The 24,772-nt window shown below is 68.8% G+C and carries 25 protein-coding genes; 12 read left to right on the plus strand and 13 right to left on the minus strand.

The features are described from left to right. Positions 1-75 precede the first annotated feature (75 nt). The 3 genes from ACFQ9K_RS10570 to ACFQ9K_RS10580 all read left to right on the plus strand — a co-directional run bounded on the left by ACFQ9K_RS10570 (position 76) and on the right by ACFQ9K_RS10580 (position 2,408). On the plus strand, positions 76-780 hold the full coding sequence (locus ACFQ9K_RS10570; RefSeq protein ID WP_378722648.1) for a GntR family transcriptional regulator: 705 nt from the start codon (positions 76-78) through the stop codon (positions 778-780). A 100-nt stretch (positions 781-880) separates the two neighbouring features. Then, on the plus strand, positions 881-1,348 hold the full coding sequence (locus ACFQ9K_RS10575) for a GAF domain-containing protein (protein ID WP_378722647.1): 468 nt from the start codon (positions 881-883) through the stop codon (positions 1,346-1,348). Between the two features lie 166 nt (positions 1,349-1,514). Further along, entirely contained in the window at positions 1,515-2,408 is an 894-nt protein-coding gene (locus ACFQ9K_RS10580; protein ID WP_378722646.1) for an SAM-dependent methyltransferase, read from the plus strand. A 40-nt stretch (positions 2,409-2,448) separates the two neighbouring features. Here the strand turns inward: ACFQ9K_RS10580 and ACFQ9K_RS10585 are convergent, their stop codons facing one another. After that, positions 2,449-3,114, minus strand: a complete 666-nt coding sequence (locus ACFQ9K_RS10585) for a maleylpyruvate isomerase family mycothiol-dependent enzyme (RefSeq protein WP_378722645.1) — start codon at positions 3,112-3,114, stop codon at positions 2,449-2,451. Positions 3,115-3,181: 67 nt separating this feature from the next. Between ACFQ9K_RS10585 and ACFQ9K_RS10590 the strand changes: the two genes are divergently transcribed. Further along, a complete protein-coding gene (locus ACFQ9K_RS10590) occupies positions 3,182-4,096 on the plus strand; it encodes a MerR family transcriptional regulator (protein ID WP_378722644.1) in 915 nt (304 codons plus the stop codon). Between the two features lie 75 nt (positions 4,097-4,171). Here ACFQ9K_RS10590 and ACFQ9K_RS10595 read toward each other — a convergent pair whose 3' ends face one another. The 8 genes from ACFQ9K_RS10595 to ACFQ9K_RS10630 form a co-directional block, all read right to left on the minus strand. Continuing rightward, complete coding sequence (locus tag ACFQ9K_RS10595) at positions 4,172-5,851, minus strand: hypothetical protein (RefSeq protein ID WP_378983091.1); 1,680 nt, start codon at positions 5,849-5,851, stop codon at positions 4,172-4,174. A 258-nt stretch (positions 5,852-6,109) separates the two neighbouring features. After that, the gene (locus tag ACFQ9K_RS10600; protein WP_378721647.1) at positions 6,110-7,348 is read right to left on the minus strand and encodes an acetyl-CoA acetyltransferase; all 1,239 of its coding nucleotides are present in this window, start codon (positions 7,346-7,348) and stop codon (positions 6,110-6,112) included. 8 nt (positions 7,349-7,356) lie between these two features. Continuing rightward, entirely contained in the window at positions 7,357-9,132 is a 1,776-nt protein-coding gene (locus ACFQ9K_RS10605; RefSeq protein WP_378721648.1) for a class I adenylate-forming enzyme family protein, read from the minus strand. A gap of 10 nt (positions 9,133-9,142) precedes the next feature. Beyond that, entirely contained in the window at positions 9,143-10,327 is a 1,185-nt protein-coding gene (locus ACFQ9K_RS10610) for a thiolase family protein (RefSeq protein ID WP_378721649.1), read from the minus strand. Beyond that, positions 10,320-11,309: an LLM class F420-dependent oxidoreductase gene (locus ACFQ9K_RS10615; protein ID WP_378721650.1), complete on the minus strand. Its 990-nt coding sequence runs from the start codon at positions 11,307-11,309 to the stop codon at positions 10,320-10,322. The genes ACFQ9K_RS10610 and ACFQ9K_RS10615 overlap by 8 nt, the downstream gene beginning before the upstream one ends. Continuing rightward, complete coding sequence (locus ACFQ9K_RS10620; protein ID WP_378721651.1) at positions 11,306-12,766, minus strand: carotenoid oxygenase family protein; 1,461 nt, start codon at positions 12,764-12,766, stop codon at positions 11,306-11,308. The genes ACFQ9K_RS10615 and ACFQ9K_RS10620 overlap by 4 nt, the downstream gene beginning before the upstream one ends. A gap of 77 nt (positions 12,767-12,843) precedes the next feature. Further along, the gene (locus ACFQ9K_RS10625) at positions 12,844-13,791 is read right to left on the minus strand and encodes a winged helix-turn-helix transcriptional regulator (RefSeq protein ID WP_378721652.1); all 948 of its coding nucleotides are present in this window, start codon (positions 13,789-13,791) and stop codon (positions 12,844-12,846) included. Between the two features lie 67 nt (positions 13,792-13,858). After that, entirely contained in the window at positions 13,859-14,647 is a 789-nt protein-coding gene (locus tag ACFQ9K_RS10630; protein ID WP_378721654.1) for a glutamate racemase, read from the minus strand. A gap of 60 nt (positions 14,648-14,707) precedes the next feature. Here ACFQ9K_RS10630 and ACFQ9K_RS10635 point away from each other — a divergent pair, with 60 nt between their 5' ends. Continuing rightward, positions 14,708-15,370: a class I SAM-dependent methyltransferase gene (locus tag ACFQ9K_RS10635; RefSeq protein WP_378721656.1), complete on the plus strand. Its 663-nt coding sequence runs from the start codon at positions 14,708-14,710 to the stop codon at positions 15,368-15,370. 52 nt (positions 15,371-15,422) lie between these two features. After that, entirely contained in the window at positions 15,423-16,055 is a 633-nt protein-coding gene (locus ACFQ9K_RS10640; protein WP_378721657.1) for a histone deacetylase, read from the plus strand. On the opposite strand, the gene ACFQ9K_RS10645 is transcribed toward ACFQ9K_RS10640, so the two are convergent. Then, entirely contained in the window at positions 16,052-17,251 is a 1,200-nt protein-coding gene (locus ACFQ9K_RS10645) for an FAD-dependent oxidoreductase (protein WP_378721658.1), read from the minus strand. The genes ACFQ9K_RS10640 and ACFQ9K_RS10645 overlap by 4 nt on opposite strands. 127 nt (positions 17,252-17,378) lie before the next feature. On the opposite strand from ACFQ9K_RS10645, the gene ACFQ9K_RS10650 reads away from it, so the two are divergent. From ACFQ9K_RS10650 to ACFQ9K_RS10670, 5 genes are all read left to right on the plus strand, one after another. Beyond that, on the plus strand, positions 17,379-17,960 hold the full coding sequence (locus ACFQ9K_RS10650) for a TetR/AcrR family transcriptional regulator (RefSeq protein ID WP_378721659.1): 582 nt from the start codon (positions 17,379-17,381) through the stop codon (positions 17,958-17,960). Next, entirely contained in the window at positions 17,939-18,079 is a 141-nt protein-coding gene (locus ACFQ9K_RS10655; protein WP_378721660.1) for a hypothetical protein, read from the plus strand. The genes ACFQ9K_RS10650 and ACFQ9K_RS10655 overlap by 22 nt, the downstream gene beginning before the upstream one ends. A gap of 53 nt (positions 18,080-18,132) precedes the next feature. Next, positions 18,133-18,453: a hypothetical protein gene (locus ACFQ9K_RS10660; protein WP_378721661.1), complete on the plus strand. Its 321-nt coding sequence runs from the start codon at positions 18,133-18,135 to the stop codon at positions 18,451-18,453. Further along, positions 18,450-18,872 (plus strand): MerR family transcriptional regulator, encoded by a 423-nt coding sequence (locus tag ACFQ9K_RS10665; RefSeq protein WP_378721663.1) that lies wholly within the window; start codon positions 18,450-18,452, stop codon positions 18,870-18,872. Before ACFQ9K_RS10660 ends, ACFQ9K_RS10665 begins: the two co-directional genes overlap by 4 nt. A 68-nt stretch (positions 18,873-18,940) precedes the next feature. Continuing rightward, complete coding sequence (locus tag ACFQ9K_RS10670; protein WP_378721664.1) at positions 18,941-19,795, plus strand: ATP-grasp domain-containing protein; 855 nt, start codon at positions 18,941-18,943, stop codon at positions 19,793-19,795. A 29-nt stretch (positions 19,796-19,824) separates the two neighbouring features. Here the strand turns inward: ACFQ9K_RS10670 and ACFQ9K_RS10675 are convergent, their stop codons facing one another. Together ACFQ9K_RS10675 and ACFQ9K_RS10680 are read right to left on the minus strand one after the other, a co-directional pair. Then, positions 19,825-20,484, minus strand: a complete 660-nt coding sequence (locus ACFQ9K_RS10675) for a YitT family protein (protein WP_378721665.1) — start codon at positions 20,482-20,484, stop codon at positions 19,825-19,827. Between the two features lie 86 nt (positions 20,485-20,570). Then, positions 20,571-22,433, minus strand: a complete 1,863-nt coding sequence (locus tag ACFQ9K_RS10680; RefSeq protein ID WP_378721666.1) for an adenine deaminase C-terminal domain-containing protein — start codon at positions 22,431-22,433, stop codon at positions 20,571-20,573. A 57-nt stretch (positions 22,434-22,490) separates the two neighbouring features. Between ACFQ9K_RS10680 and ACFQ9K_RS10685 the strand changes: the two genes are divergently transcribed. Beyond that, on the plus strand, positions 22,491-23,438 hold the full coding sequence (locus ACFQ9K_RS10685) for a LysR family transcriptional regulator (protein WP_378721667.1): 948 nt from the start codon (positions 22,491-22,493) through the stop codon (positions 23,436-23,438). On the opposite strand, the gene ACFQ9K_RS10690 is transcribed toward ACFQ9K_RS10685, so the two are convergent. Beyond that, on the minus strand, positions 23,435-24,649 hold the full coding sequence (locus tag ACFQ9K_RS10690; protein WP_378721668.1) for an FAD-dependent oxidoreductase: 1,215 nt from the start codon (positions 24,647-24,649) through the stop codon (positions 23,435-23,437). The two genes, ACFQ9K_RS10685 and ACFQ9K_RS10690, sit on opposite strands and share 4 nt — an antisense overlap. Positions 24,650-24,772 lie beyond the last annotated feature (123 nt).

The following is a 24,772-nucleotide window of genomic DNA, read 5'->3' on the forward strand; positions in this document are numbered from 1 at the left end:
AGTTGGATCGTCGGCTGGGCGTGCGATCCCTGGGTTATGCTCGAACGGCAAAGCCACTGGTCCGCGGAGGTTTGGATGACGACACCGGTAGATCGGCCCGATCCCGTCTACACGGCCCTTTCCGAACACAAGGGATTACTCGCCAGGTCCAGCCGGAGCTCGCAGACCGCCGACATCGTGCGCGCGAGCATCCTGCACGGGTCACTGCGGCCGGGTCAGCGCTTGTCCGAGCCGGATATCTGTGCGGCGCTGGGCGTTTCGCGCAATACGCTGCGCGAGGCGTTCCGTTCGCTGATCGAGGAGCGGCTGGTCAACCACGAGCTCAACCGCGGTGCGTTCGTGCGCATTCCGACCGCCGACGATGTCGCGGAGCTCTATCAGTGCCGCAGGGTCGTCGAGGGCGCGGCGGTGCACGGATTCGGCAGCGATCAGGACCCGGCCGAGCTCGCCGCCGCCCTGGCGCGCGCGGATGCGTGTGCGGCGGAACAGGATTGGACCGGGGTGGGCACGGCCGACATCGATTTCCACAAGGCGATCGCCGCACTCAACCGGAGCAAGCGGCTGGACGAGATGATGGCGAGCGTGTGGAACGAACTGCGGCTGGTCTTCCATGTGATGGCCGATCCGCTCACCTTCCACGAGCCCTATCTGGCCCGCAATCACGAGATCTACACGGCGATGATCGCCGGACGATCCGTCGAGGCGGAGCGGATGCTCGCCGATTACCTCACCGATGCCGAGTCGCACATCCGCGGCGCCTACGCCCGGATCGTCGCCTGAACCCGCGGTTCGCCGCAGGGTGAGCGCAATCGTGGCCACCGCGCGGTTCGCCGGGGAGAGTGGACGACTTGTCCCGTGTCGCGAGCCGAGAGAGGTCGTCATGTCCGACAGCAGTGCGCAGTTCCGGTCGATCGAACCGTTGCTCGAACAGACCGCGACCGCGCTCGGGGTGCGGTCGGTGCTGGTGATGCGGTCCACGCCGACGCACATGGCGGTCGAGGCGACAGCCGGTGCGGCGGAGGTTCACTACCCCGTCGGCGCCGAGGGTGAGAAGGGCGCGGCCTTCGCGGCGGCACAGGAGCTGTATTGCGAGCGGGTCGTGGACAACGATGCCGAACTGTTCGTCCGCGATTCGCGCGCCGACCCTGCCTTCGCCGGCAATGCGGACGAGGTGGAGTTCGGGCTGGTCAACTACCTCGGGTTGGCGGTGCACAATCCGGACGGCAGCGTCTACGGGACGGTCTGCGTGCTCGACGACCACGCGCGCGACTACGGCCCGGCGGAGCGAGCCCAACTGGCGGAGCTGCGCGCGGCGGCCGAGCGGGCGCTCGCCGATCCACGGCCCTGACCACGCGTTCTGCAAAACAGACCGCTCAGTCGTAGGATCAATTCTGGTTACCGCTCGACCCTTTATCGACAGCAGCGTCAGTGCCAGGCCGACACCGTGGTTCGCGTGCTTATCCGACCGGGATCGCTTGTCGCGCTGGTCATTCGAAGACTTCGAGGAGAGCAGCATGCGTACCGAAGGTGATACCTGGGACATCGTCAGCAGCGTCGGGATGACCGCACTGTTCGTCGCGGCGCTCCGAGCGGCCGAGTCGAAGCAACCCGACGCCCTGGTCCACGACGAATTCGCCGCGTTGTTCGTCGCGGCGGCAGGCGATCCGGATACGAATCGGCTGATCAACGAGCCGGACGTGTGGGCGGACAGCCCGCTCGGCACCGAATTCATGGGCCTGCGCAGCAAGTTCTTCGACAATCACTTTCTCGCGGCGACCGCGAACGGGGTGCGCCAGGCGGTGATCCTGGCCGCCGGACTCGATGCCCGCGCCTATCGCCTGGACTGGCCGCAGGACATGGTCGTCTACGAGATCGACCAGCCCAAGGTGCTGGAGTTCAAGCGGCAGGTCCTCGCCGACGCCGGGGCCACGCCGAAGGCGGACCGCAGGGAGGTGGTCGCGGATCTCCGGGAGAACTGGCCGGCCGCGCTCATCGAGGAGGGCTTCGACCCGGCCCGGCCCACGGTGTGGTCGGCCGAGGGACTGCTCCCGTATCTGCCCGGCGCCGCGCAGGACGCGCTGTTCGCGCGCATCGATCAGCTTTCCGCGCCGGGCAGCAGCGTCGCCTGCGACGCCTTCGACCCCGACGTGGACTTCGAACAGCTCGCCGCCTTCCGGGCGGAGCGACTGCGGGATACCCCCTACGGCAAGCTGGACATCACCGACCTGCTGTATACCGACGATCGCGCGGATCCGGCCGAGTGGCTGACCACGCAGGGTTGGACCACGACCACCGCGTCACCCGAGGAACTGGCCGAGCGGTTCGACCGGCCGCTCACCGCGATGCTCGAGCCGTTCGCCCAGATGTTCAACCGCATGCGGTATTTGACGGCCGTCAAGCCGTCTTGAGCGCACCGGGGGCCGCCACGACCGGCGGCGGCCCCCGCGGTTAGGCCGCGCCCGCGATCAGGGTGGCGGCGAGGGTGCCCGCGCCGGGGCCGGTGAGCTGTGCGGCAGCCACGGTCCGGCCGGTGGCGAGCAACAGCAGAGCGCCCGCGGTTCCTTCCACGCGCAGGCCGTCACCCGCCGACCAGTCGATGTCGGTCGCGACGAGGCGATAGCCGGTCAGCCGCTCTTCGATGCCGAAGCGGGAACCGGTGGCCCACACCCGATTCAGCGACTCCCGCGCCGGAATCGACGGCACGTCGCGGGCCAGGCCGAGCGGCATCGCGATGTCCTGGACGTGCACCAGCATGTCCAGCAGCCGGTCGGTGGGCACCGTGCCGACCGGGAAGAACCGCGACGGCACGCTGGCCCGCAGCTCCGCGTGCAGCTGCCGGGTGCTGACGCTGTCCGCGTGCCGGATGGCGCTGTCCCGCAACGCCCCGTGCACGCTGCCGCCGGCCCGGATCAGGTTGATCAGGATCCAGCCGAGGTTCGCGCGGGTGCACAGCACCGCGTGCGCGACCACGTCCCGGACCCGCCAGTCCGCGCACAGGGATTGGTGATTCCAGTCGGATTCCGTGCGGTCGGCGAGCAGGTCGGCCATGGCCTGCCGCTCGGCGGCGACGGCGCGCCAGATGTCCTCTTCCGTCATGGTTTCGATGTGGTTCATAGCTCAAACCTCTCGTCCGAAGTTCCACTACCGTAAGAACTCCACTCAAGTGGAGGTGCAAGTTGATGTGACCGAGGACACACTTCACGCCGCGGTAAGCATCGGCGAGTTGGCACGCCGCACCGGCGTGCCGGTGCGCACGATCCGGTTCTACTGTGACAGCGGGGTTCTGGAGTCTCGCCGCAGCGGAGGCGGTCATCGGGTGTTCGACCCGGCCGCGGCGGATCGGCTGCTGCTGATTCGCCGGCTGCGCGCCATGGGATTGCCGCTGGCCGCGATCATGCGGGTGCTGGACGGTAGCGAGTCGATCAGCGAGGTCGCCGCCGCGGAGCGCGCCGCGCTGGACGCGGAACTGGAGGCGCTGCGCTGGCGCCGGGCGACACTGCTGGCCATCGAGAGCGCGCCGCCGGAGGAGCGGGCGCGCCGGTTGGAACTGCTTGCCCGAGTGCACGATCGGAGTGTGGTCATCGACAGCGTGGTCGCGTTCTGGCGGCCGATCCTGGGCCCGCTGCCGCAGGAGGAGTTCGATTCGTTCATCGATATGAACGTGCCGCCGATGCCCAGCGAGCCCTGCCCCGCGCAGGTGGTCGCGTGTGCCGAGCTCACGGCCCTCACCACCGACCCGCAGGTGAAAACGGCGATGAAGCAGCAGATCTGGCGCTCGGATCGCGACCGGATCAGCGATCGGCTGCAATTCGTCACCTCGGTGGCCGGGGCGTTCGAGGTCGCGGCGCCGGTGGTCGCGGCGCACGAAAGCCCGCATCCGGGAGCCGAACTCGACCAGTACGTGCACGCGCACGCGGCCGCCAGGCGCGAACGGGACACGCCTCGGTTCCGGCGCGCGTTACTCACCACCGGCGGGACGGATACCGATCCGCGGCTGCATCGCTTCTGGCGGCTCACCGCCGACATCACCGGCACCGAAACTACCGTCGGCGCCGTCCACTACTGGTTGCTGGACGCGCTGCGGCAGACCGTCTAAAGCCGCCCGTGTGCCCGGGTTCCGGGGCAAACACGAAGCGGCTGAAGACTTTATGGAGTTGTACGCCCGGAACCGTCAGCGGTCGCGACCGGCCGCGGGGGTGGACGTCTTGCGGCTGGTCCGGGCGCGACGGCGGGCGGCCTGCAACTCGGCGAGTTCCTGTTCGAGGATCTCGGCGATGCGGAACTGGCCGGTGTCGTGGATCTCCGGGGTGGCCGGAGTCTCCTTGGCGCCCTTCGGATCGGTCGCGGTGGTCGCCTTGTCGTCGGCCGCGGGCTGCCGCTTGATGGCGGCGGTCGTGGCGGATGCGGCCGCGGTCGCGGAGGGGCGGTCGGCCGGGGTGGCGGCGACCTTCTCCGCGGCGGGCTTGGTCGGCTTGGCCGGTGCGGCCTGCGCGGCGGGCTTGGTCGGCGTGACCGGCTTGGTCGGCGTGGTCGCCTTCGCGGCCGCCGGGGCGACGACCGGTTTGGCGGCGGCCGCAGCGGCAGGCTTGGTCGGCGCGCCGGCGCCGTTCACCGGGGTGATCGGCTTGCTGTCGACGCCGCTGTGCTGCTCGCCGTTCACCGGCTTGCTCTTCGCGGCCGGCTCGTCGACCTGGACCGGCTTGGCAGCGCTGGCCGCGGAGCCGTTCTCGGACTTCGACACCGGCCGGGTCTCGGCCGTGCTGTCGGACAGGTCGCTGCCGAGGGTGGCGGCGGCCACGACCTTCGCCGAGGGCGCGGGGGCGGCCGAACGGAAGGCGGACCGGGCCGGGGCCGGGGTCTCGGGCGGCGTGTCGTCCTCGTCGGCGATCACGACGGCCGGTGCGTCCTCGATCTCGGGATCGACGATGCCCGCCGGAGCCGCGTTCAGTTCCGCGAGCGGATCCGGTTCGGCCTCGACGGTCAGCTCGGCGAACGCGCTGGACGCCATCATCTCGGCCGCGGCCGGGCGGCGCATCCGGTAGCTGGCGAGGTTCGGCAGCGTGCGGCGGATCTGCTCGGCCGGGTCGGGCAGATCCCGGACCTGGTCGGTGGCGCGGTGGATGGCGAGGCCGTAGCGTGCGCTGGCGGCGTCGTGGATGAGCAGCGAGACGCCGATCATCACCGGCGCCACCGCGTGCACCGCGGCGTCGTACCAGTGCTCGGCGCGCAGGTACGGATACGTGTTCAGGGTGACGGTCAGCCCGAGCAGGGCGACCTCGGCGGCGACGACCTGCTTGCGGTTGTCGACCACACCCCACTCGGCCACCTTGTTGGTGCCGATCATGATGATGATCAGGCAGACGCTGATCATGCCTTCCAGCAGGTAGCTGAACCAGTACAGCGGGTCACCGGGGCCGCCGGGCGCGATGTTGTGCTGCACGTTGACCGCGGACCAGAGCATGCCCGCGGCGACCACACCGGCCAGCGCCCGCAGTGACCAGGCGCGGTGCCGATATAGGGAGGCCAGTTTGGCGTGCGGGCTCGACTCACGACGCTGGGCGGCAATTGCCTTGCGGGCCACCAGTAGATCTCGCATGTCGGCCTTCTCGATCGCTTCGGTGGTCTGCCTGGCGCGGTCGGCCGCTCCCGCGGCGGCTTGAGCCTCTTTCCAGCGCTGACCACGGTCTTGCCCGCGGATCTTCTCGGCAAGCTCGCGTTCGGCTAGCAGCTCGTCCTCGGACAGCGCTTCGGTCAACGCGGGATCGAATTGGTATGCCAGCCGGCCACGGGCCTTCTCGACCCGCCGTGCCAGCTGTGTGACCTCGTCCTCAATGGGATGCTGGATGGTCATTTCGGCTCCAAGAGGAGATTCGATGGCAGACAAGTGATCACGCGTGGGAAGGCTACATCGCATTCGCCGTCGACGCACCGTTGCCAGCGAAAACCGTCGATTTGCCGGGAGAATGCGGCGTGCCGCGAACGCGTTTCCTGGATGATCATAGAACAGGCACGACGATCCGCAACCGCAGGGTTGCCGTTGTCGCGTGGCGGGTCCGAGTGTCTTTGCCCCGGCGGCGAATACGGCGCGATCAGGAACGAGCCGACTTCACTATGACCGTTTCGTCTGGCTCTCCACGACGAAACTCGCTGCGGTCGTGGCGCTCCCACCGATGTTGAGGGTGGCGAACCGGCGCGCGTCCGGCACTTGGTAAGCTCCTGCTTTCCCGGTGACCTGTTTGTAGGCATCGAGTACCATTCGTACACCAGTCGCGCCGACCGGATGACCACCCCCGATCAATCCGCCGCCGGGATTGACCGGAATCCGGCCGTCACGCCCGATATCGCCGCCCTCCACCGCTTTCCAACTCTCCCCCGGGCCGGTGATGCCCAGATGATCTATCGCCATGTATTCCGACATGGAGAAACAGTCGTGTACCTCGACACCGTCGACCGCGTCGATGTCGGGCAGGCCTGCGCGTCCCAGTGCGTCGAGCATCGTCCGGCGCACATGCGGGAACACGTACGGCTGGCCGGCGGAGGCAGTCAGCTTCTGCGCCAACGACAGCGGCGCGGTGCGATGGCCCCAGCCGGTGATCACGGCGCGCTCCGCGCGGCGTAAGTCGCTGCGGCGGGCCAGGAATCGATCCGACGCCAGGATCACCGCGACCGCGCCGTCGGTCATCTGGCTGCAATCCTGGCGGCGGAGCCGACCGGCCACCGGCGGGTTCGCGGTGTCGTCGGCGCCGAAGCTGTCCGGGGTGAAGGTCCAATTCCGGGTCTGCGCAAGCGGGTTGGCGCGGGCGCTGGTGATGTTGAGCTCGCTGATCGCGCGCAGGTGCGTGTCGTCCAGTCCGTAGCGCCGGTCGTATTCGTCGGCCAGTTCGGCGAACATGGTGGGCCACACGTACTTCACGTCCTGCGCCTCGTGGCCGACCCACGCGGCGGCGCCGAGATAGCCCGCGGCCTGGTCGCCCGGCACGGTCTTCTCCAGCTCGGCGCCGACCACGAGCGCGCAGTCGTAGCGACCGGACTCCAGGTCGGCCATGGCCGCGAGCAACGCCATACTGCCGGAGGCGCAGGCGGCTTCGTGCCTGCTCGCCGGTATCCCGGACAGCTCCGGGATGACCGTGGCCGGCATGCCGCCGAGCTGGCCCTGGCCGGTGAACAACTGGCCGAACGCGTTTCCGACGTGGATCACGCCGATCTCGCTCGGCGCGACGTCCGTCGCCGCGAGGGTCGCGCCGACCACCTCGCCGATGAGCGCGTCGAAGCCCTTCCCCGCGCGATGCCAGTTGACGGCGAAGTCGGATTGGCTGCCGCCGAGTAGGTGAATGGTGCTGGTGGGCATGGGAACTCCTACGTGTGGTTGGTAGTCGACGGGTCGTCCAGAAGCGTCTCCCGCAACGCGCGGCGCAGCAGCTTGCCGACCGGATTGCGGGGCAGCGACTCGGCGATCTCCAGTCGCTCGGGCAATTTGAACGACGCCACCTCGTGGGCGCGCAGATGGTCGACGAGGCCGTCCAGGGTGACGGTCGCGCCGGGAGCGGGAACGACGACGGCGCAACACTTTTCGCCCAGCACCGGATCCGGGTAACCGACCACCGCCACGTCGGCGACGCCGGGCGCGTCGGCGAGCAGGCCCTCGATCTCGGCGGGGGCGATGTTCATCCCGCCGCGGATGATGATCTCCTTGATCCGGTCGACGAAACGCAGGTAGCGGCCCTCGGGGCCGCAGAGCTCGAATACGTCTCCGCTGCACAGGAAGCCGTCGTCGTCGAACGGTTCGGCCGCTGCCGTCCCGGGCAGGTAGCCGCCGAAGACGGCGGGGCCGAGCAGCCGGAGTTCGCCGATACCACCGACTTCCGTGACCGGGGCGCCGGTGCCGACGTCCACGAGTTTGACCAGGGTGCGCTCGGCCAGGCGGGTCGACCAGCGGACGCCCGGCGCTCCGTAGCGCGGCAGATATCGGGCGCGGATCTCCGGATCGGGGAAGTCTGCGGGAGCCCCGAGCAGGGACACCCCTTCGTTGGAGCCGAAGAAGTTGAGTACCTCGATGCCGAGCTGGTCCTGCCAGCCGCGAACAACGCTGGGCGGCAGCGGCGCACCACCGGAGCCGACACGTTGCAGCGAGGACAGATCGGCCGAGGCACGCAGGGGTTCGTTGTGCAGCAGCATCGTCAGCAGGGCGGGCGGCATGCTGGTGTGGGTCACCCGGTGCCGGGCGATCTGGCCGAGGAACACCGGCAGGTCCAAGGGATGGTGTTGCACCAGGTGGCCGCCGGTGAGCAGCCACGGCAGGAACGCCGCCGCGAAGCCCGCCATGTTGACCATGGGAAAGGGGTTGAGCAGCACGGACTCCGCGGTGAGGTGCAGTCCGTCCTGGACGCCCCAGGCCATGGCGATCCAGTCGCCGTGGCATCGGGGAACGCCCTTGGGAGCGGCCTCGGTTCCGCTCGTCCAGCAGACGGTGACGCGGTCGTTGACCGAAACCGTCAGTCCGCGAACGTAGCAGCGCAGGCGTTCGCGGTCGGCGGCGTCGGCCGGGCCGTCGAGGGGAATCGCGTCGCCGGGCACGCCGGGGCCGAACGCGAAGACGGTGTCGGCGACTTCCAGTGCCTCGCGGGCGAGTTCACGCCCGGACAGCTCGCCCGCGGTGATGATCGCCTTCGCGTCGGCCGCCGCGACGATGCCGGACAGCTCGTGGCGGCGGTAGGAGGCGGGCATGGGGGTAGCGACCGCGCCGAGCCGCCACAGCGCGAAGTAGGTGGCGGTCAACGCGATCGAGTTCGGCAGCAGGATCGCGACGGTGTCGCCCTGCCGAATGCCGTTGCGGTACAGCACCGCCGCGAGATCGCTACCGCGCTCGTCGAGTTCGCGCCAGGTCAGGGTCTCCGGTTGCGCACCGGTCAATGCGGCAAGGTTGGCCGGGTCGGTGATGGCGGGCGCGTTCGGTGCGACGGCCACCCGGCGCAGCAGGAGTTCCGGCAGCGTATCCGGTTGCCACCAGCCACGTTCGAGATATTCGCGGACCGTGTCGGCCGGGTGGCAGGTAGGGGCGGGCCCGCCGGGATCGGCGGCCGCGGCGGCGTTGGCGGCGGCTACCTCGGCCGCGGTGATCGGTGCGTCGACCATGGGTGTTCCTTCAATTCAGACGCCGCAGCACGACCGCGGAGCCAAGCCCGAGGGCCGCGGGAATGGTGACCAGCGCGTGTTCGCCGCCCGTGCGCGTGAGCGCGTCGAGCGCTTGGACGATCAGGTTGCCGCCGGTCGCCCCGAGCGGATGTCCGACGGCCAGGGCGCCGCCGGACGGGTTGACCAGGTGCTCGTCGAGGGCGAGCTCCCTGGTGAGCAGAATCGGTGTGACAGCGAAGGATTCGTTGGCCTCCACCACGTGCAGATCGGCGGCGGTGAGCCCCGCGCGGTCGAGGGCGAGCCTGGCCGCGAGGGCCGGTGCGGTCAGGAGCGGGGAGCGCACCGCCGTTTGCGCGGTGCCCACAATGGCGGCGATGGGTGGGCGGCCGAGCAGTTGTCCGGCGCGGTGATTGCCGACGACCAGGGCGCTGGCGCCGTCGGCGAGTTGGGGTGCGGTGGCGATGGTGTGCAGTCCGTCCGCTGGGCGCGGCGAACCGGGTAGCCGGCGGGCCACCCGCGCCCAGGCCGGATCGTCGCCGAATAGGGCGGGTAGGGCGGCGAACGCGTCGTCGCTCGCATCGGCTCGGGCGCCCTCGTCCGCGTCGAGCAACCCGGTGCCGCCTGTGCGGACCGGGATCACGGAGTCGGAACTCGGTGCGGCGGTGGCTTTCTGGTGTGAGCGCACGGCGTAGGCGTCGAGTTCGGCGCGGGTGATGCCGTTGGCCGCGGCGGTGAGATCGGCGGATACGCCGATCGTGACGAATCCGGTGCGTTCGCCGAGGTCGGGGTCCACGGCGATGGCGGGCCGGTCGGACAGCATCGGGACGCGCGACATCGATTCGACTCCGCCCGCGACGATCACGTCGGCGTAGCCGGCGACGACCCGGGCGGCCGCGCTCTCGATCGCGTCGAGGCCGGAGCAGCACAGCCGGGACACCACGCCGCCCGGTACTCGGTCGGGCCAGCCGGCCCAGAGGGCAGCGGCGCGGGCGAGGTTGCCGCCCTGCTCCCCCGCCGTCGTGCTGACGCCGACCAGGATGTCGTCGACGGAATCGGGGCTCAGTGAACGGTTTTCGAGCGCGACGAGCAGTTGACCGAAGAGTTCGTAGGGCGGGACCTCGGCGAGGGTGCCGCCGGTTCTGCGGACCCGGGCGCGGGGTAGCCGGATCGCGTCGTAGAGGTAGGCGTCAGGCATGGTCGATCCTCGCGAGGGCTTCGAGCGTGTGCCTGCCTGCCGGGTCCTCGGCCGAAGTGGCCGGCACCACCACGATTTCGTCGGCGCCGGCTTGGCGGTACGCGGCGAGCCGATGGGTCAGCGTGGCGGTATCGCCGAACATGCCTACGGCTGCGGGTAATTCGTCGGGTACGGCGGCCAGGACGTCACGCGGGTGTGCGCCGCCGTGGGCGAGGCGCACGATCTCGCCGAAGCCCGCCTCCTCGAACATGGCGTCGTAGCCCGGCGCCCGGAGATAGCCCACTACGCCGCGGCGGACGGTCGCGCGGATGTCGGCCGTCGGGTCGGCGGCGGCGGTGACCCACACCGAGAGTGCGGGCGCCGGCAGTCCCGCCTCCTTCGCCGCCCGACGCACTATCTCGGCGCATCGTGAAACCTGTTCCGGGGTGACCAGATTCAGCACCACGCGATCGGCGGTGCGGGCGGCCGCGGCCAACGCGCGGGCACCGAAGGCGGCGACGGTCAGGGATGATTTCGGCGGCGTGAGACGGAGACGATAGCCCGCCGTCCGCTCCACCACACCCTCGAAGTCGACCTTGTCCCCCGCGAGCAATCCGCGCAGGATCCGCGCCGACTCCTCCAGATGCGTTGCGGTGCGTCGCCGTTCGCGACCGTGCCAGCCGCTCACCACCACCGTGCTGGAGCTGCCGATGGCCACATCGACGGATCGGCCGGTGAGTGCCGCGACGCTCGCGACACCGATGGCGATGGTGGCGGGCGTGCGGACGTCGACGGCAAACGGTCCGAGGCACAGCGGGATCCGGCCCGGAGCCAGGCCGACGGCGGTGGCCAGGGCGAAGGCGTCGAAGGTCGCCATTTCGCCGATCCACAGGCGGTGGTAGCCGAGTTCGTCGGCGGCCTCGGCGACGGCGAGCGCGTCCAGCGGATCGCGGTCCTGCCAGTACGGCAGGCTCACGCTCAGCCGGTGATCGACGGTGCTCACCCGACCGGATGGGCGGCCGCGCGCATCCGCGCACCGCTGACCCAGGTGGCATGGAAGCCGAGCGGCACGCGGGTGGGCAGGCCGAGGCGGCAGACGGGACCGGCGGCGAGGTCCGCCGCGTCGTAGATCCACACCTCGGACAGCTGGGTGTGGCTGTTGAACGCGAACATGGTCAGCCAGGCGTCGTCCTCGTCGCGGGCGTCCGGCCGGGGCACCACGGTGAGTTCGCTGCCGAAGAAGCCGTCGCCGAACGGCTGGGTCTGCTTCGCGCCGGTGCGCAGGTCGTACTTGATCACCGCGTCGAAAAGCATTGTGCTGTCCACGGATAACCGCATCTGATAGGACCAGCGGCCGCGCTGCCCGGTGCTGCCCTGATCGATCGCCGGGAACTCGGTGTTGACGTCGTCCATCGGCTCCTCGATGGTGGCGCCGGTGCGCAAGTTGAAGCGGTACCTGTGCAGTGTGGCCTCGGGGCGCAGGTAGGCCAGCAGTTGAGCGAGCGGGTTGGTGCGGTCGGAGACGGGGCTCGGCTTGCTGACCCGGCAGGCGATCAAGACGATCTCGTCGCCCTCCTCCCACGAGTTGACCGTGTGATAGATGTAGCCGGGCGCGGCCTCGAACCAGCGGACCTGCGTGCCGTCGCCGCGGCGGGGCAGCACCGCGAAACGGCTCGGCAGGTCGCGGTCGAAGAACAGCTTGAATCGGCCCGCCGCGGCCGCGCGCGGGTCGTTGTAGAGCGGCAGGTCCATCAGGATCGAGTAGTTCTCGGTGATCGCCATGTCGTGCGGCAGCCGCGGACCGGGCAGTTCGAGGCCGGTGTAGTGGGTGACCGTGCCGGACGGGTCGGCGATGCCGTAGCGCAGGTAGGGCGCGTGGATGCCGTAGTCGAAGAAGATGAATTCCTCGGTGCGCTCGTCGACCTTGGCGTGCGCGGAGATCTCGCCGGGCAGGGTGCCGCCGAAGGTGTCGACGCCGCGGGTCTCCAGGCTGATCGGGTCCAGCGCATAGGGTTTGCCGGCGCGGTACCAGAGCGAGAGCAGGTTGCCGTGATGGAAGACGACGTCGGTATTGGCCGAGTTGCGTTCCCGGCGATCGCCGGGCGGGTTGTCGTCCCAGGGCTCGATCACGCCGCGCCACAGGGCGGTTCCGGCGGCGCGCTCGGCCTCGAACTCGGGGGTGCGGATGTAGCGGTTGCGGTACGTGGCCTTGCCGTGCTCGAAATGCACCGCGTGCAGCATGCCGTCGCCGTCGAACCAGTGGTAGCGGCCGATCGGCGCGAACTGGGGGTTGGGGCCGTTGCGAACGTAGACGCCGTCGAGGTCGGCGGGGAGTTCGCCGTGCAGGACGGCGAGGTCGGTCGCGGTGATCTCGTCCGCGGTCGGCGCGTACATGCCCTCCAGGTACGGATTGGTCAGCGCCTGCGCCGCCGGTGCGATGAGTTCTTCGTTGAGCGTCATGAGTCGCCTGCCCTTCACTACAGTTATTGAAGTGATACGCGTCTCAAGCGAGGGTGTCAAGGGCGCCGGTGGGCGGCTCAGGCCAGGCGGTCGAGCACCGACTGGGCGACCGGTTCGAATCGGACGTCGGGGCGGTCGAGTTCGGCGTCACAGCCCCGGCAGCGCAGGGCGGGCGCGAGCGGGGTGCCGCATTCGCGGTGGCGGATGCGCAGACCGGGTTCGGGCGCGTCCGGGTGTGCGAGCTCCGACCAGGCGAGCAGGAACGCGAAGATCGCGAACAGCGCCCGCCCGCGCGGGGTCAGGCGGTATTCGCGCGCGGCGCCCTCGCCGGATCGGCGCAGGATCTCGGCATCGCACAGGCGGGACAGGCGCTCGGTCAAGGTGGTCGGCGACATGTTCATGGCCGTGCGGAAGTCGCCGAAGCGGCGCACGCCGGCCAGGGCGAGGCCGGTGACGGTGGCGCTCCAGCGGTCGCCGATCGCCTCCATGACCTCGTCGAACTGCATGTCGCTGCGCGCGGAGACCGGGGCGCGGCCCCGACGGCGGCCGCTGGAGGTGAAGCGCCACAACGCATCGTCGCCGAGGTCGACCTCGGTGTCGCGCGGCGTGACGGTGCGGCCGCAGGATCGGCACATCAGGACCGGCGGCCCGCGGTGTCCGCAGGCGTCGTGCACCAGGTCGGGGTGCAGCGCGCCCGCGGCGGTCCATTCCCGTTGCCAGCTCCACACCGAGACCAGGATCTGCCAGGTCGCCAGGCCGAGATCGGTGAGTAGGTAGTCGAAGCGGTCCGGGGATCCGGCCTGCGGGGTACGCACGAAGACGCCGGCGTCGACCAGGGCGGCGAGGCGCGCGGTGAGCACCGCGGGCGGGGCGCCGGTGCGTTCGATCCACTGGTTGAACCTGCGGGTGTGGTTGACGAAGGCGTGCCGCAGGATGGTCAGCGTCAGGCGGTCGCCGAGCAGGTCGAAGGTGGCCGCGACCGGATGCGGGGCGGGTCGCCCGAGGTCGATCGGTTCACCGGTCATGCTCCTGCACCTCCCTGGCCTCGTTGCACTTCATTAACTGTAGTTCATTCGGACGCCAGGTGGGCGCTCACGGAATGACGACGGACTCCAGCTCGAGGTCGATCTCCAGCCGGGCGAGCATCGCGCGGAACTCGCCGGCCGGGTACTGCTCGTTCTCGGTGACCAGGCCGCGGACGGTGCCGGTCCCCGCGGTCGACAGCGGACGGATCCGATCGACCACGCCGTCGATCGGGTCGAACAGACGCAGCTCGGGGCGTGCGCGTTCGAAATAGTCACGCAGCCAAGGCAAGTGGGTGCTGGACAGGGTTATCGCGGCGATGCCCGGATGCGCCGTGAGCAGGGTGTCCAGGAATTCGGCGACGACCGCCGAGGTGTGCTCGCGACGGAACAGGAAGTCGCCGCTCTCCACGAGTTCCACGAGGGCGGAGGCGTTTACGGCATGAACCCGGGTGATCGCCGAATCCGCTTCGGCACGGAGGAATCCGGCCAGTTCGGCGCTCTCCACGAGCGAGCGCACGCCGAGCACGGCGACCTCGCCCGCCACCGCCAGCGCTTCCCGCACCGGCGGGCGCACGCCGAAAATCGGGACCGGGCTGCGCAATTCGTCGAGGATGGTCACCGACGGCGCGTTGGAGGCGAGCAGGATCGCGCTCGGTTCGAATCCGGCGAGGAACCGGACGGCGCGGTCGACCACCGTCAGCAGCTCGGTCCGGTTCTTCGCGCCGTACGGGAAGCTGGCCCGGTCGGCGAGGTAGACGAGGTCGCGGTCGGGCAGGCGCCGATGCAGCAGTTCCACGGCCGAATAGCTGCCGAGGCCTGCGTCGAAGACCGCGATCGGGCGGCGTAGCGAAGTCACCCGATGATCATGCCCGGTGGTCGTTGCGCGGGCGCCGAGGGCGCCTGACAGACTCGGCAAGTGACCGATTCTCGTGATAGGGATGCGACCCGGCTGGCAACCGAATCGCTGCGCCAAGGTGATCCGACCGGATGGTTCGAGCAGCTGTATGTCGCGGCCGCGACGGGTGTGGCCGTGGTGCCGTGGGACGCGGACGAGCCGAACGAACTGCTGGTGGACTGGCTCGAGCGACATGACCGCACCGGTGGGATGCGGGCGATGGTGGTCGGCTGCGGGCTCGGGCGCGATGCCGAACATCTGGCCGCGCTCGGCTTCGAGACCACCGCGTTCGATGTCGCGGAGACCGCGATACGGACTGCGCGGGAACGTTTTCCGGCGTCCAAGGTGAACTATGTCGTCGGCGATCTGCTCGATCCGCCCGCCGAGTGGACCGGGGCGTTCGATCTGGTGGTCGAGTCGATCACCGTGCAGTCCCTGCCCATTTCCCTGCGGGGCGCCGCGACCGCGAATGTCTCGCGGATGGTGGCGCCCGGTGGGGATCTGCTGGTCATCGCGGGGATCCGCGAGGAGGGCGCGCAGGTGGACGGGCCACCCTGGCCGCTGACTCGAACCGAGATCGACGCGTTCGCCGGCGACGATCTTCGCGCGGTTCGAGTCGAGCAGGCCTCCCCGGCCGGGCGGCCGAACTTCGTCCGCTGGCGCGCGTTGTTCCAGCGGAGCTGAGCCGTTGCGCCGGTGCCGTCCGCCGGGCGGGCGGCATTGGCACGATGGTGGTATGACCGAGAACGGCGACGGCCTGGTCTGGTACGCGGCGTACGGGTCGAACATGCATCTGAGCCGGCTCCGGTGCTACCTCACCGGAGGGACGCCCGAGGGTGGGGCGCGGGCGGTTCCCGGCTGCCGCGATCCGTCCGAGCCCGCCCGCTCGATTCCCCTCATGCTGCCGGGGCTGCTCTATTTCGCCACCGAATCGCTGGTGTGGACCGGCGGCCGGGCCTTCTACGATCCGGACGGTCCCGGGGAAACCGCCGCCCGCGCGTACCTGCTCAGCACCGCGCAGTTCTCCGATATCGCCGCCCAGGAGATGTACCGTGCCCCCGGCACCGACCTCGACCTCACCGAGGCGATCGCCACCGGACGGTCTCCGCAAGGCCCCGGACGCTACGAAACCCTCTCCTACGCAGGAACACTCGACACCCACCCCATTCTCACCTGCACCGCTCCCTGGCGCTACACCGACCTACCCGGGAACTCCCCCTCCCCCAACTACTTACGCCATCTCGCGGTCGGTCTCATCGAATCCCACGGCTGGACAATCGAATCCACCGCCGCCTACCTGGCCACCCGCCCGGGTGCGGACCTCACCTGGACCCCGGAAACCCTCGCCGCGCTCCTTGATACCGACTAAGCCTCCGCGGCCTGCCTGCGCCGGTACTCCGCCGCCCTGGCCTCGTAGTTCCGGTGTTCCCGCGCGTGGTCCGGGGGCAGGTGCGGGGCGTCGGCGGGGGTGGTGGCGAAGAACTTGGTGAGCGCGGCGTTCGAGGCCGCGGCGAGTTCGCCGGAGCGCTGGAACATCGGCGGCTCGTACCGGGCGATCGCGTCGTCGAGGGTGTCCTCCTTCGCGATGGCACGCGCGAGTTCGGCGCCGTCGAGCAGGGCCAGGTTCGCGCCGTGGCCGCCGAAGGGGGCCATCAGGTGGGCCGCGTCGCCGATCAGGGTGACGCCGGGAACCCGGTTCCAGGTCAGCGGGGCGGGCAGGGCCCAGAAACTGCGCTGCACGTAGTCGCTGTCGTTGTCGGTGATCAGCGGGCGCATGCCCGGAGCCCATCCGTCGAACTCGCGCAGCACGTAGGACCGGACCGCCGCGTGGTCGGTGATGTCCACGCCGACCTTGACGTACCAATCGAGTTCGGCGCGAAAGGCGATGTAGCCGCGGACGACACCGTTGCTGTTGCGCTGGACGATCACCGCGCGGCCGTCGCCGTCGGTGGAGAACATGTGGCCGTCGCCGACGATCGCGGCTACCTCGGGATGCCGGGTATCCACATCGTCGAATCGGGCGTCGAGGAAGCAGACGCCGAGGTAGCGCGGCTTCGCGTCGGTGAGCAGCGGACGGATCCTGGACCACGCGCCGTCCGCGCCGATGACGAGGTCGGCCTCGGCGCTCACGCCATTGGTGAACTCCAGCCGGTGCGTTCCATTACCGAGCGGAATCGCCTGTGCGAGTCGATGGTCCCAGTGGACGGTGCCGGGGCGCACGTGCTCGTAGAGCATGGTTCGCAGCTGGCCGCGGTCGATCTCGGGGGCCGCCTCGTCGCCTTCGGCGGGGATGAACTGGCCGAGGATGGTGCCGTGCTGGTCCCGGCGGCTTTTGGCCTGACCCTCGACGCGGGCCAGCGAGTGGAAGGCGTCCATCAGCCCGGCGTCCTCCAGCGCGATCTGGCCGGAGTCGGCGTGCAGGTCGAGGGTGCCGCCAGGGTCGCGGGAATCGACCGCCGCGTCCGCGTCGTACACGGTCGGTTGGATGTTGTGCCCCTGGAGGATTCGGGCGCACATCAGGCCGGCGGGGCCGCCGCCGATGATGGCGATTCGAGGTGTGGTCATGAGGGTTCCTTCCCGCTTGGTCCGGCGGGGTGCTCGCCGGTGGATGCTTCCAACAATAAGTGCAACCGTTGAAAAAGTGCAACTGTTTAACTTTGTGAACCGTTCAACAGAACGCTAGAGTGGAGAGGTGACCGAGACCGGGCGCCGCGAGCGCAAGAAGGCCGCCACCCGCCGAGCGCTGGCCGACGCGGCGATAGAGCTGTTCCTGGCCCGCGGCTACGACGCGGTCGGGGTGCGGGAGATCGCCGACGCCGCCGACGTCTCGACGACCACCCTGTTCAAGCACTTCCCCGGCGGCAAGGAAGCGCTGGTCTTCGACCAGGACGCCGACCGCGAGGCGGCGCTCGTCGCCGCCGTCCGCGAGCGCCCCGCCGGCCGGTCCATCCCCGAGGCGCTGCGCCAGCTGCTGCGCGACGAACGGTCCCGGCAAGCCCGCGCCGACCCGCGCTTCGCCGACTTCCTCCGCCTGATCGAGACCACGCCGGCCCTGCGCGAGCACGCCCGGCGCATGTCGCTGCGCCACGAAACCGCCCTGGCCGCGGCGATCGCCGACGACAGCGGACTCCCCCAGGACGACCCCACCTGCCAGGCCCTGGCCCATTTCGCGCTCGAGGCCGTCACCCTCGTCCACGGCCGACCCGACCCCGAACCCGCCCTCGACCAGATCTTCACCCTCCTCGACAACGGATGGTCGAGCACCCACCCCTGATCAGCAGGCCGGCAACGCCACTCGTCCGCGAACCGGGTCTCGGGCGCGGTGTCACCTACTTCACGATGATGGAACCGGACCTGGACGCGTTCGCGCCGGTGCTCGAACTCCTGAAATAGCTGCCGATTTCGGGCTTGCCTCCGGTACCTGGGTACAGGTTTACCGTGGATTCATGACGACCGATTGGGTACCGGAGTCCTGCACCCTGCCGACCGCTCAGCGGCCGACGCGAGTGGCCGAGTTCGATCGGTTCTTCACCGACTCGGTGCTGCGCGCCGAGCGACCCGGTCGGACCCGCCTGGATCTGCTGATCGACGCGGATGCCGTGCCGCTCGGGCGGGACCTGGCGGCGCGGGAAACGGACTGCTGCTCGTTCTTCGCGTTCACCTTCGAACCGGCCGCCGGCGGGACGGTGGTGCACATCGACGTCCCGATCGGTCGGGTCGAGATCCTGGATGCCCTCGAACGGCGGATCGGAGGCGCGTCGCGATGAGCGAGGGGTTACGCACCGGCGAGGTCGCCGCCGCGGCGGGGGTGAACATACAGACGCTGCGCTATTACGAACGACGTGGCCTGCTCGCCGAACCGGACCGGTCGCTCGGCGGGCACCGTCGCTACCCGGAGGGGACGGTCGCCACGTTGCGGATCATCAAAGCCGCACAGCATCTGGGATTCACCCTCGACGAGGTGGCCGACCTGCTCCGAGCCACCCGAGTGGCCGGTCGTGCCGACGCGGGGCTGCACGCCCGCGCGGTCACCAAACTCGGCGAGGTCGACGCGAAACTCGCCGAGTTGACTGCCGTGCGCGACACCCTGCGCGCGGCACTCGCCGCCGGCTGTGACGATCTGCTCGCGTGCAGCGAAAGTTCTTGCTGCCCAATACCCTTCACCGGCGCAAACAGCACAGGGTAGCGCTCCCCCGCCTGGACGGCGCGAAATCGACTTGAAGACTGACCGATTCGATCGCCAGGATGGGCTCCATGCTGCTGCTCGTTCCCGCCGATGTGCTTCGCCCCCGTCGCGCCGACGAGCATTTCGCCGCCGAGGCCGAGGCCGCTCGCGCGGCCGGCATGGAGGTCGCGCTGGTCGATCACGACGCGTTGACCGAACCCGATGGCGCCGAGGCCGCGGTACGCGCGGTGCGAACGGGCGGTGCGGCATGGTATCGCGGCTGGATGTTGCGCAGCGAGCAGTACGCCGCGTTCGCCGCGGCACTTCGACGACGCGGCGTCACCCTGCGGACCGGTCCCGAACAGTACCGCCGGGCACACGAGCTGCCGGGCTGGTACTCCGCGGTCGCGGAAGCGACGCCCCCGGCGGTCTGGACCTCCGGTACCGATCGCGCCGAATTCGACCGCGCGCGTGCCGAACTCGGCTCCGGCCCCGCGGTGCTGCGGGACTACACCAAATCGATGAAGCACTACTGGGACGAGGCGGTGTTCATCCCCGAGCTGAACGACGCGGACGGCGCCTGGCGGGTGGCGCAGAGATTCCGCGAACTGCGCGACGCGGACCTGACCGGTGGATTCGTTCTGCGCCGCTTCGAGCGTTTCCGCTCGGCCGAGATACGCACATGGTGGGTGGACGGCGCCTGCGCGTTGATCAGCCCGCACCCCGACACGCCCCAGCATCAGCCCACCCCCGATTTCGATCCCACCCCGGTCACCCGATTGATCGCCCACCTCCGCCTCCCCTTCGTCACCGCCGACTTCGCCCAGCGGGAAGACGGCGTCTGGCGGTTGATCGAAATCGGCGACGGGCAGGTCAGCGACCGACCGGACAACATCCCGCCGGAAGCAGTGATTACATTCCTGCACAAACGTTTTCGTGACTGACCGCAAGCCCGCCGGGTGGCCGGCGCGCGCTAATCCACCACGGGATCAGGGACAGCCGGAGCGAGCGCCTTTCGCCCCGCGAACTTCTTGTACAGGAAGAAGTACACCTTCACATACTGTCCGACGAGGACGGCATTGATGATCGTGCCTTCGCGAATGAAATGCGGTGCGCCGAGGAACAACAGCCCGATGCCCGCCGAAAGGGCAAGCAGGGTGCAGTCGAAGACGGTTTTGATGTTTCCCCACTTCCGGCCGGTCTTCTGCTGGATGGTGTTGACGAACAGGTCGATCGGCATCAGCACCAGATTGGCGCGAATCATCAGGAAGAGGCCGAGTGCCAGCATTGCGTCGGCGAAGAACAGCAGCACCAGATCGCCCAGGTACGGCTCGACGTCGATCCATTCGGTGAGCATCAGGTTGAAGTCGAGCAAGAAGGCCAGGACCAGCGCCGGGATCATCGAGAGCAGGTGGCCCGCCCGGAATGCTCGCGGTCGGACCAGGAAGGTCAGGACGAGCATGATGACCTCGAGCATGAGGTTGAATGTGCCCTGACTGAGCGGGGGAAGCACCAGCGTCATCGTGCGGGTGAGGCTGCTCTGCGGGGAAATGCCGATCCCCGCCCTGATGGCCAGGCTGAGGCCTAGCGTCAGGATATAGATTCCGGCAACGTAGGTGATCCAGCGCCGCACCTTGTTTCCGGTGTCGACGACTCCTGCGTCTTTGTCGTGCTGCATGACGGTCGCATCTCTGTCGCGGTATCGGGAGAATCCCGGGGCTATTTCATGAATCCGAAGCGGTCCAGGGAGATGAACAGGGTCAATAGTTTGTTGACCACCGGCTCGCCCTCGTTGTGATTGCCCAGCTTCGCCAAGGCGTCGTCGATCGCGCGGGTCGCCTCGACCAGCTCGGCCAGGTCCATGTCGGCCATCACGCCGTAGAAGTCCAGCGGCAGAACGGCTTTCACCTGCCCGTCCGCGGTCACCACGCAGCCGCCGACGAGACCGTCGAGTTGCCCGAGGGTGTCCCGCATTTCGGCGCTGTCGGTGCCGACGACCACGAAGTAGGCCGATGGCGCAGGCCAGAAGGTGGCGACCGCGCCGCTGTCGATCGAGACACCCTTGAACAGGCCGTTGACGATGTGCCGCGCACCGTCGGCGTACCGCTGCACGATGGCGATCCGGTTGAGCCGCTCGCCGTCGAGTTCGGGGACGACCGCGCCGTCGCGGTACGGGACCCAAACCTCCTGCGCGAACTTGAGATGCCCGCGACCGTACACGTCGAAGAGCAGTACCTTCGCCTGAGTTCCGTTGTCGGACAGCTCGAGTGGGACAAGGTCGAGCTGCTCGGCGCGCAGGTCGCCGAGGCCGGGCTTCGGTTGCTTGGCCAGCACCGAATAGTCGATGCGGACCGGCGCGAGCAGTGTGCGATCCTTCGCGACGAGTTCCCCGCCCTTGAACACGTAGCGCGGGTTGATCTTCGAGAGGCTGTCGGTCAGGACGATGTCGGCGAATCGCCCCGGGCTCAGCGAGCCGAGGTCGCGGTCCTTGTGGAAAGAGCGCGCGGCGTACAGCGTGCCCATCTTGATGGCTTTGATCGGCGGCATGCCCATCTCGATGGCCAAGGACACGACCCAGTCGATATGACCCTGCCGCAGTACCCGATCCACCGAGATGTTGTCGGCGCAGAGCGCGAAGTTCTCGGCGGGCCAACGGCGTTTCACGATGGCGCGCAACATGGTTCGAATGACCTCGGGACTACCGACGCCGAACTTGATCTGAGTGTTCAGGCCGTAGCGGATGCTCTTCTCGATGTCGGCTTCGTTCCAGACGTCGTGGTTGTTGTCGACGCCGATCGCGGGCATGTAGTTGAGCAGCATGTCCGACAGGGACGTGACACCCCAGTGGCAGTTCACGAAGCCCGCGTTCGCTCGTCCGAGCGCGGACTTGCGGAAATCGTCGGCGTTGCCGGTCATGTAGGACAGGTGGGCCAGTTCCCCCAGCCCGATGACCGGGTCCATCGCCAGCATCGCCTCCGTGACCTCCGGCGAGGTCTTCTTTCCCGGCGCGAAGGCGTAGAGCCGGTAGGGCAGCTTGTCGTGGTCGGCGAACAGCGCCCGGGCGGCGTCGACCGCTTCCGCGCCTGCCGCGCTGGCGAAGTCGAGGGTCTCGCCGAACACCGTGGTCGTTCCGCTGGGCACGATGGCTTCGCCGAACGCCGCCGGATGCGCGAGCTGGGATTCGAAGTGCAGGTGCGCATCGATCAGGCCGGGAATGGCGTAAAGGCCCTCGCCGTCGAAGGATTCGCGGAACCGCACGATCGATTCGTCCGGGTTCAGCGCGATGATGCGCTGCCCGTGGACCAGCAGGGATCCGGGATAGACGGTTTCGCTGTGCACATCGAGGATGTTGAGGTTGTGCAGCAGCAGGTCTGCTTCCCGTTCGCCCTCCAGGATGCCGAAGATCGTCCGTACGTGATCGTCCTCGGCGGCCACGTCTGTGCGTGGGGCGTCGGTCGTCGAATCTTGTTTGAGCACTGCGGTCCTCACGTCGATGTTCGGGTACTTGCAGGTGAACGCGGTCGCTACGGGCGGCCGCTTCGCCTGGTACTGATAGAACGCGATCGGTACCGTTGCTGACAAGCATCCGTTTTCGCACAACGCGTACTCTTTTTTCGTACACATTGCTCAGGAGGCGCGGTGCTCCACTCACGGTTGCTGCAATACATCGACGAGGTGGCCCGGCTCGGGTCCATTCGCGCGGCCGGCGCTCGGCTGCACGTCGCGCCATCGGCGATCAACCGGCAGATCCTGCTGCTCGAAGCCGAGCTCGACCAACCGCTGTTCGAGCGGTTGCCGCGCGGCATGCGCCCCACCCCGGCCGGCGAGGCGCTGCTCGCGCATATCCGGCGCACGCTCCAGCAATACCGCGAGACGGTCGCCGACATCCGCGATCTGCACGCCCTCGGTAGCGGCGAGGTCGTGATCGCCACGATGACCGGCCTGGCCAGCAGCGTCGTCGCCACCGCCGCGACGTCCTTCCGCGCCCGCCATCCGCAGGTCCGGATATCCATCCGCACCATGACGGCGCTGGAGATCTTGCGGGCGGTCGAGCGCAGCGAGGCCGATCTGGGCCTCGGCTTCAACGTTCCGTCATCGACGCAGATCGAGATCTGCTGGCAGACCAACACCCGGCTGGGAGTCGTTGTCTCCCCGCAACACCCGCTCGCCCACATGGACACGATCCCGCTGGCGCAGTGCACGCCGTACCCGCTGATCTTCGCCGACCGCTCGATGGTGATTCACGGCATCGTCGCCGAAGCCTTCGCCAATGCCGATCTCGACATCGAGCCCGCGTTCCACACCAATTCGATCGAGACGATGAAACGGCTGGCCACCTCCGGCGAGGCCATCGCGTTTCTCAGCGAGTTCGACGTCGCCGAGGAACTGCGCGACGGCCGCCTGGCCTTCCGCAAGGTTCGCGACGCCTTCAGCGACAACATCATCTCCCTCGTGCGCCGAGCCAAGCACGGCCACGGATTGGCCAGTTTCCTACTCGCCGAGGAGATCGCGGGCGCATTGCCGCCCGGAGAGCCGAGACCCGCCCTCGACGCGGTGCGGCTTCCTGGTTCAACCGGACCCGATTAGCTCGTGACCTTCTGATCCCAGTCGATGACATACCGGTGGACCGGGCCGAACATCTTCTCCGGCTGCAGGAATGTGCGGGTGGCGAGCGGCATGACGAGGCCGAAGACGGCCTTGGCGATGGGGCCGGAGGTTTTGCCGTTGTTGGTTTTGGCGGCGTTGTCGGAGATGTCCTCCACACGGGGGCGGCGGAGGTGTTCGTAGGCGGCGAATGCTGTTGCCGGGTCTGGGATGTCGCGTAGGCAGCGAGCCAGTTCGATCGCGGACTCGATGGCCAGTGATGCCCCTTGGCCGGAGCTGGAGGATGGGGCGTGAGCCGAGTCGCCGACGAGGACCAGTCGGCCGCGGTGCCAGTGCGGAAGGTGCGGCATGCGCTCCATGGGACCTGCGACGATCATCTTGTCGACGCTGGTGCGCTCGAAGAGTTGCTGCCCCGGAACGTCTTCGGCGTGTGCGGCGCGGAGGTTGGCCAGCCATTGTTCGGCGGGGATGGCTTTGGCCTCGGCCAGAGTCATCGGCTGCGGTTGGGGATAGTTACTGAAGAACATGTCGCTGCCATCGGGTTGACGCCAGTAGCCGTAGAACGCGCGCTTGCCGAAGGCGAAGTGCATGGCGTCGATATCGCCGGCGGCGCCATCGGAAAGTCTTGTGGCAGCGGCGAAGTCGCCGAAGCCGAAGCTCATCAGTCCGGTGTATTCGGGGCTGGGGGCGGTGTGGTCGATCAGGGTGCGCACGGTCGAGTGGATGCCGTCCGCACCGATGAGAATGTCGCCCTCGGCGCTGGTGCCGTCGGCGAATGTCGCGACCACGCCGGTCGTGGTCTCGCTGACGTCGACCAGCCGTTTGCCGTGCTCGATCGTGATGCCGCTCGCGACCGCGTGGTCATGCAGCACACCGAACAGGTCCGCGCGCCGCATCACGTAGCTGGGCGGTAGTCCAGGCAGGGCATCGACCTGCATGAGTTTGCGGCCGCGTCCGGTCTCCATCACCATGGCGTGCAGCCGGTGTCCGGCGGCCTGCACAAGCTCATCGGCACCGACCGTCTTCAGGGCGGCCAGGCCGTTCGGAGCGACAGTGAGTGTGCCGCCGACGTTGTCGGCGGTGCCCTCGTATGCCTCGAACACCGTCGCGGTGATGCCCGCCTGCTGCAGTGCGAGCGCTGTCACGGGACCGGCAATGCCGGCGCCGATGATCAATGCGGTCTTTGTTCCCATGAGCGTTCCGTCTCTTCCATCTGCCGTGTCCGGCGTAAACCGGCAACCCCATGAATAGTGTCATACACACTAGTAACTAAGCAACTAGTTAGAGGGAGACGTTCGCTTGACGGGTGCTACTGG

Origin of the sequence: Nocardia sp. NPDC056564, from assembly GCF_042793755.1 — a bacterium.
In the GTDB taxonomy this organism is placed as follows: Bacteria; Actinomycetota; Actinomycetes; order Mycobacteriales; family Mycobacteriaceae; genus Nocardia.

What these genes read in the sequence shown, in the direction of transcription:
- ACFQ9K_RS10660 (WP_378721661.1), top strand. Translation starts at nt 18,133, where the DNA reads ATGACGACCGATTGGGTACCGGAGTCCTGCACCCTGCCGACCGCTCAG.
- ACFQ9K_RS10600 (WP_378721647.1), bottom strand. Translation starts at nt 7,348, where the DNA reads ATGCCCACCAGCACCATTCACCTACTCGGCGGCAGCCAATCCGACTTC.
- ACFQ9K_RS10645 (WP_378721658.1), bottom strand. Translation starts at nt 17,251, where the DNA reads ATGACCACACCTCGAATCGCCATCATCGGCGGCGGCCCCGCCGGCCTG.
- ACFQ9K_RS10580 (WP_378722646.1), top strand. Translation starts at nt 1,515, where the DNA reads ATGCGTACCGAAGGTGATACCTGGGACATCGTCAGCAGCGTCGGGATG.
- ACFQ9K_RS10610 (WP_378721649.1), bottom strand. Translation starts at nt 10,327, where the DNA reads ATGCCTGACGCCTACCTCTACGACGCGATCCGGCTACCCCGCGCCCGG.
- ACFQ9K_RS10640 (WP_378721657.1), top strand. Translation starts at nt 15,423, where the DNA reads ATGACCGAGAACGGCGACGGCCTGGTCTGGTACGCGGCGTACGGGTCG.
- ACFQ9K_RS10620 (WP_378721651.1), bottom strand. Translation starts at nt 12,766, where the DNA reads ATGACGCTCAACGAAGAACTCATCGCACCGGCGGCGCAGGCGCTGACC.
- ACFQ9K_RS10655 (WP_378721660.1), top strand. Translation starts at nt 17,939, where the DNA reads ATGGTCGAGCACCCACCCCTGATCAGCAGGCCGGCAACGCCACTCGTC.
- ACFQ9K_RS10625 (WP_378721652.1), bottom strand. Translation starts at nt 13,791, where the DNA reads ATGACCGGTGAACCGATCGACCTCGGGCGACCCGCCCCGCATCCGGTC.
- ACFQ9K_RS10595 (WP_378983091.1), bottom strand. Translation starts at nt 5,851, where the DNA reads ATGACCATCCAGCATCCCATTGAGGACGAGGTCACACAGCTGGCACGG.
- ACFQ9K_RS10690 (WP_378721668.1), bottom strand. Translation starts at nt 24,649, where the DNA reads ATGGGAACAAAGACCGCATTGATCATCGGCGCCGGCATTGCCGGTCCC.
- ACFQ9K_RS10665 (WP_378721663.1), top strand. Translation starts at nt 18,450, where the DNA reads ATGAGCGAGGGGTTACGCACCGGCGAGGTCGCCGCCGCGGCGGGGGTG.
- ACFQ9K_RS10575 (WP_378722647.1), top strand. Translation starts at nt 881, where the DNA reads ATGTCCGACAGCAGTGCGCAGTTCCGGTCGATCGAACCGTTGCTCGAA.
- ACFQ9K_RS10670 (WP_378721664.1), top strand. Translation starts at nt 18,941, where the DNA reads ATGCTGCTGCTCGTTCCCGCCGATGTGCTTCGCCCCCGTCGCGCCGAC.
- ACFQ9K_RS10605 (WP_378721648.1), bottom strand. Translation starts at nt 9,132, where the DNA reads ATGGTCGACGCACCGATCACCGCGGCCGAGGTAGCCGCCGCCAACGCC.
- ACFQ9K_RS10570 (WP_378722648.1), top strand. Translation starts at nt 76, where the DNA reads ATGACGACACCGGTAGATCGGCCCGATCCCGTCTACACGGCCCTTTCC.
- ACFQ9K_RS10585 (WP_378722645.1), bottom strand. Translation starts at nt 3,114, where the DNA reads ATGAACCACATCGAAACCATGACGGAAGAGGACATCTGGCGCGCCGTC.